Annotated in this window: 6 protein-coding genes; all 6 read right to left on the bottom strand. The window is 55.4% G+C overall.

Annotated elements, in window-relative coordinates; all coding sequences use genetic code 11:
- The coding region (gene ssb, locus Xinn_RS23725) for a single-stranded DNA-binding protein (protein WP_099137709.1) at nt 1-446 on the bottom strand (446 nt) is incomplete at its 3' end.
- Nucleotides 447-463: 17 nt separating this feature from the next.
- Complete coding sequence (locus Xinn_RS23730; RefSeq protein WP_086956865.1) at nt 464-673, bottom strand: hypothetical protein; 210 nt, start codon at nt 671-673, stop codon at nt 464-466.
- A 70-nt stretch (nt 674-743) separates the two neighbouring features.
- On the bottom strand, nt 744-1,208 hold the full coding sequence (locus Xinn_RS23735) for an STY4534 family ICE replication protein (RefSeq protein WP_099137710.1): 465 nt from the start codon (nt 1,206-1,208) through the stop codon (nt 744-746).
- A gap of 82 nt (nt 1,209-1,290) precedes the next feature.
- Nucleotides 1,291-1,464, bottom strand: coding sequence for a hypothetical protein (locus Xinn_RS23740; RefSeq protein WP_169923602.1), 174 nt, complete (start codon nt 1,462-1,464; stop codon nt 1,291-1,293).
- A 15-nt stretch (nt 1,465-1,479) separates the two neighbouring features.
- Nucleotides 1,480-3,468 carry a DNA topoisomerase III gene (locus Xinn_RS23745; protein WP_099137711.1) on the bottom strand — a complete coding sequence of 663 codons (1,989 nt, stop codon included), beginning with the start codon at nt 3,466-3,468 and terminating at the stop codon, nt 1,480-1,482.
- A gap of 1 nt (nt 3,469) precedes the next feature.
- Nucleotides 3,470-4,093: PFL_4669 family integrating conjugative element protein (locus tag Xinn_RS23750; RefSeq protein ID WP_099137712.1), on the bottom strand; the 624-nt coding region annotated here is incomplete at its 5' end.

Below are 4,093 nucleotides of genomic sequence, written 5' to 3' on the forward strand. Positions count from 1 at the left end.
GGCGTGTTTTTTCTTTCCTGATTAGCGCCCTGAGACGGAGACTGCTTCTGTGCCGGTTTATGTCCGGTCTGCTGAGGTGTTGCGTTCTTTGCCTCCCCACGACTGCCCAGCATCTGCATTGACCCATTCACATTCACCACCACTTCCGTTGAGTAGCGATCCTGCCCCTGGTTATCCTGCCATTTGCGGGTTTTCAGCTGACCTTCAATATACACCTGTGCCCCTTTCTGCAAATACTCCGCCGCAATATCGGCTAATTTGCCGAAGATAACGATCCGGTGCCATTCGGTTTTCTCCCGGATTTCACCGGTCTGTTTATCCCGCCAGCTGTCGGAGGTCGCCAGTGACAGTGTTGCCACGGTCCCGCCGGTGGGCAGGTAACGAATTTCCGGATCCTGCCCCAGATATCCCACTAAAATCACTTTGTTAATCCCGCGTGAAGACATACCTGTTTCCTTATCGGTTAAACTGACTGACGTTGTGTCCATTGTCCCTGCTTCAGGGCAAATTCGGCCTGCTCACGGCAGGCAAAATACTCGACTGACTCACGGGAGCAGGGCATCCCCTCATCCAGCGTGCCGATATAAAATCCCGCACGGCTTTGCAACACGGTTAACGGTAACTGTTTATGGCAATATTGCAGGGCCAGAACCCCAATCGGTGCAGCATGCATGACGATATCCTTTTATTTTGGGTCATGAATAACGAACAGCCCTGAACGTTCAGGGCTGTTCAGCGGAATATCAGAACGAGTTCTCGGCATATTCTTTCTGCGTAATACCGTTCTGAGGCGGCATCGAGTCAGATTGTTCGGCCTGATACACTTTCTCCTGACCGATTTTGATCCAATCGACCTTGATCAGACGGGCTTTCAGGCTGACACGCTGTTCGCCGGCATGATCACCGCGTTTCAGGGTAAAGATATCGGTGGACGGATTGCTTAAGGTAAAACCCAGCAACACTTTTTTATCCTCATCGACGGACTTCTGGCAACGACCGATCAGACTGGTCGCTTCCTTGCCGACTACGGTGATATCAAAACGCACATAAACCGGGTTATCACTCGGCCCGTTCAGCGCATTGATCACACAGCTCAGGAACGTCCCGCTGGCGGTGCTGACATGGCGGATATTATTCAGGTAGCCCAGTCCTTTAATATTCAGGTTGAAATAGTCATTTTTGGTTAAGGCGGTGGTGTTCTCAGACATACGATGTTCTCCATGGAAATAAAAATAAGCGATGACGGAGAAAATCCGCTTCCCTGACGGGAATAAGTTTTCCCGTCAGGCATCAGACGACGTTTGACGTCCTGATAAAGAATAAAAAACCTTCACTGCCACTGAACTGACAATATCTGCTTTCAAAGGGGGGCAGATGTACCGCAATGCCTGCGCTCCCTTTCAGGCTACGGGAGTTTTCGGTGAATAACGGCATGATTGTTAAAGCATCTGCCCGTGCGTTCAATCCCTAATCCTATTTTCAGCCGGGTGAATTTTCCCGCCGGGTTTTACGCGAACCGGTCACCGCGCTGGCATTCAGCATCCCTTTGCAGGCCGGATAACGGGTGCAGCCCCAGAACGGCGTGGTTTTCCCCGTCCGTTTTTGCATCGGGCCGCCACAGCGCGGGCACGCCGGGGTTTTCGGCAGGGTAAACCGGATTGACTGTGTTTTCCCCTTCTCCACCAAGTGGGTCAGCCACTGTGCCTGTTTCTGCATAAAACCCGCCAGTGTGGCCCGCCCCTGTGCAATGTCGTCCTGTGACTGTTCCCAGAGTGCGGTCATACCCGGATGCGTCAGCACATCCGGCAGCCCGGCAATCAGCTCCTGGGCCAGCTGCGTTGCATGCAGATTTTTCTTTTTTCGCATCAGTAACTGACGTTTAAACAGACCTTCAATGATGCCCGCCCGGGTGGCCTCCGTGCCCAGTCCGCTACTTGCCCGCAGCACTTTTTTAAGCTGCGGGTCGTGAATAAATGCCGCCGCATTTTTCATGGCCGCAATCAGCGTCCCTTCGGTAAAGGGGGCCGGTGGCCGCGTCTGACAGGACTGAACTTCTGCCCGGGTCACCGGACAGCGTTCCCCTTTTTTCAGTGCCGGCAGGGCCGTATTATCGTCCTGCTCCTGCTTTTCACCGGTAAACAGTGCCTTCCAGCCCGCCACCACACTGACCCGCCCTGTCGCCTGAAAGACCTGCCCGCCCAGCGTCAATGTCACGTCAGTCACATCCGTTTCCTGCACCGGCAGAAACTGCGCCAGATAATACCGGCGGATCAACTGATAAACCCTCAGTTCATCCGCCGTCAGTTTTGTGATATCAAAGGGATGGCGGGTCGGAATAATGGCATGATGCGCGGTGATTTGACTGTCATTCCAGACACGGGAAAACGTGCTGGCATCCAGCGGGCTGATAATCGGGTTCATTGCCGGATCGGTACGGGTCAGTGCCGTGAACACGGCCGGAATATCCTCCCGCATTGAAACCGGCAGATAACCGCAATCCGTGCGCGGATAAGTGGTCGCTTTATGGGTTTCATACAACGACTGGGCGATCGTCAGCACCTGACCGGCCCCCATGCCCCACTGGCGGGAAGCCACCTGCTGGAGTGTCCCCAAATCAAAACAGAGCGGCGGCGGGGTTTTCTCCCGCTTCTGCGTGAGTTCAGTCACCACAGCATCTTGTGCCTGCTGACAGCGCTGAACCACACTATGAGCGATATCTTCCTGAATACAGCGTTTTTCTTCATCACAGTTATCGGGTGCCGGCAGCCATTTAGCCCGAAAGCCCATGTCCTCTTTTTGCAATGTGGCCACCACCTGCCAGTAGGGCCGGGATTCAAACCGGGCGATGTCGTTATCACGGTTCACCACCAGTGCCAGTGTCGGCGTCTGTACCCGTCCGATAGACAACACCTCACCAAATCCCTGTGCCTGTGCTTTCAGGGTATACAGGCGGGTCAGGTTGATGCCCATCAGCCAGTCCGCGCGTGCCCGCCCCAGTCCGGCCTGCCAGAGTGACTCGGTGTGCTCCCCCGGTAATAACGCCGACAGTGCCTGCCGGATACTGGTTTCATCCAGCGCAGACAGCCACAGCCGCCTGACAGGACCGGTGAAACGGCAGAATTCCAGCAGTTCCCGGGCGATCACTTCTCCTTCCCGGTCAGCATCGGTGGCAATAATCACTTCGTCGGCCTGTTTCAGTAGCTGCTTAATCACCGCAAACTGGTCAGCGGTTTCTTTTTTCACCGCCCATTGCCATTGCACCGGCAGCACCGGCAGGGGGTCCATGCGCCATGGCGGACCGAACTGTTCACCATAATGTTCGGGTGCCGCCATCTCCAGTAAATGTCCGATGGCCCACGTCACAGTCACCCCCTGCCCCAAAATACATCCCTGTCCGCGCTGTTTCGCCCCCAGTACCCGGGCGATATCGCGGGCCTGAGAGGGTTTTTCACATAAATACAGCGGCATATCACGCTCTCCCGGTATCCTGAGTCACCGTGCGCCGGAACGGTGAAAAATCAGAGCGCAACCGGCCTGACAGAATATCGGGGTCCGGTTCACCCAGCCATTTAATGGCCTCAAGGCCGGCCGGCGTTTTTTCCTCAATATCCGCACGGGTCACCTTCAGGGGGCGGTAAGAACGCACCAGACCATAAATCTGGCGGATAATCCGGCTGCCGTTATGCAGCAACGCATCCCGCTCTGAACGGGAAATAAAACCGTAATGAAAGGCCTGAAAGGTTTTCATCGCCAGCTGGTCGAAACCGACCAACAGCCAGACACAGCGGTAACCCAGCGGGGAGTGACTGTAGACCCCGATATTCAGCGGTTCAACGGAGGAAACTGCGGATAACGTCACCTGTGCCGGCAGGGCATTCAGCGTCTCCTGCAAGGTGGCAATACTCTGCTGAAGAGTGGCCGAGGCCGCCACCAGGGCCTGCTCCAGTTTCATCAGCCAGCTGTCAGCATACGGGTTATCGGCAGCCGCATCCTCGCTGATAGTCCCCGCCCGTTTAATGACCTGCGGCATGCCGATAATGTCCGGGTATTGACGGCGGCCGGTGACGTCTTCTTTTTTACGCCCTGCCCAGAG

Source organism: Xenorhabdus innexi (assembly GCF_002632485.1).
In the GTDB taxonomy this organism is placed as follows: Bacteria; Pseudomonadota; Gammaproteobacteria; order Enterobacterales; family Enterobacteriaceae; genus Xenorhabdus; species Xenorhabdus innexi.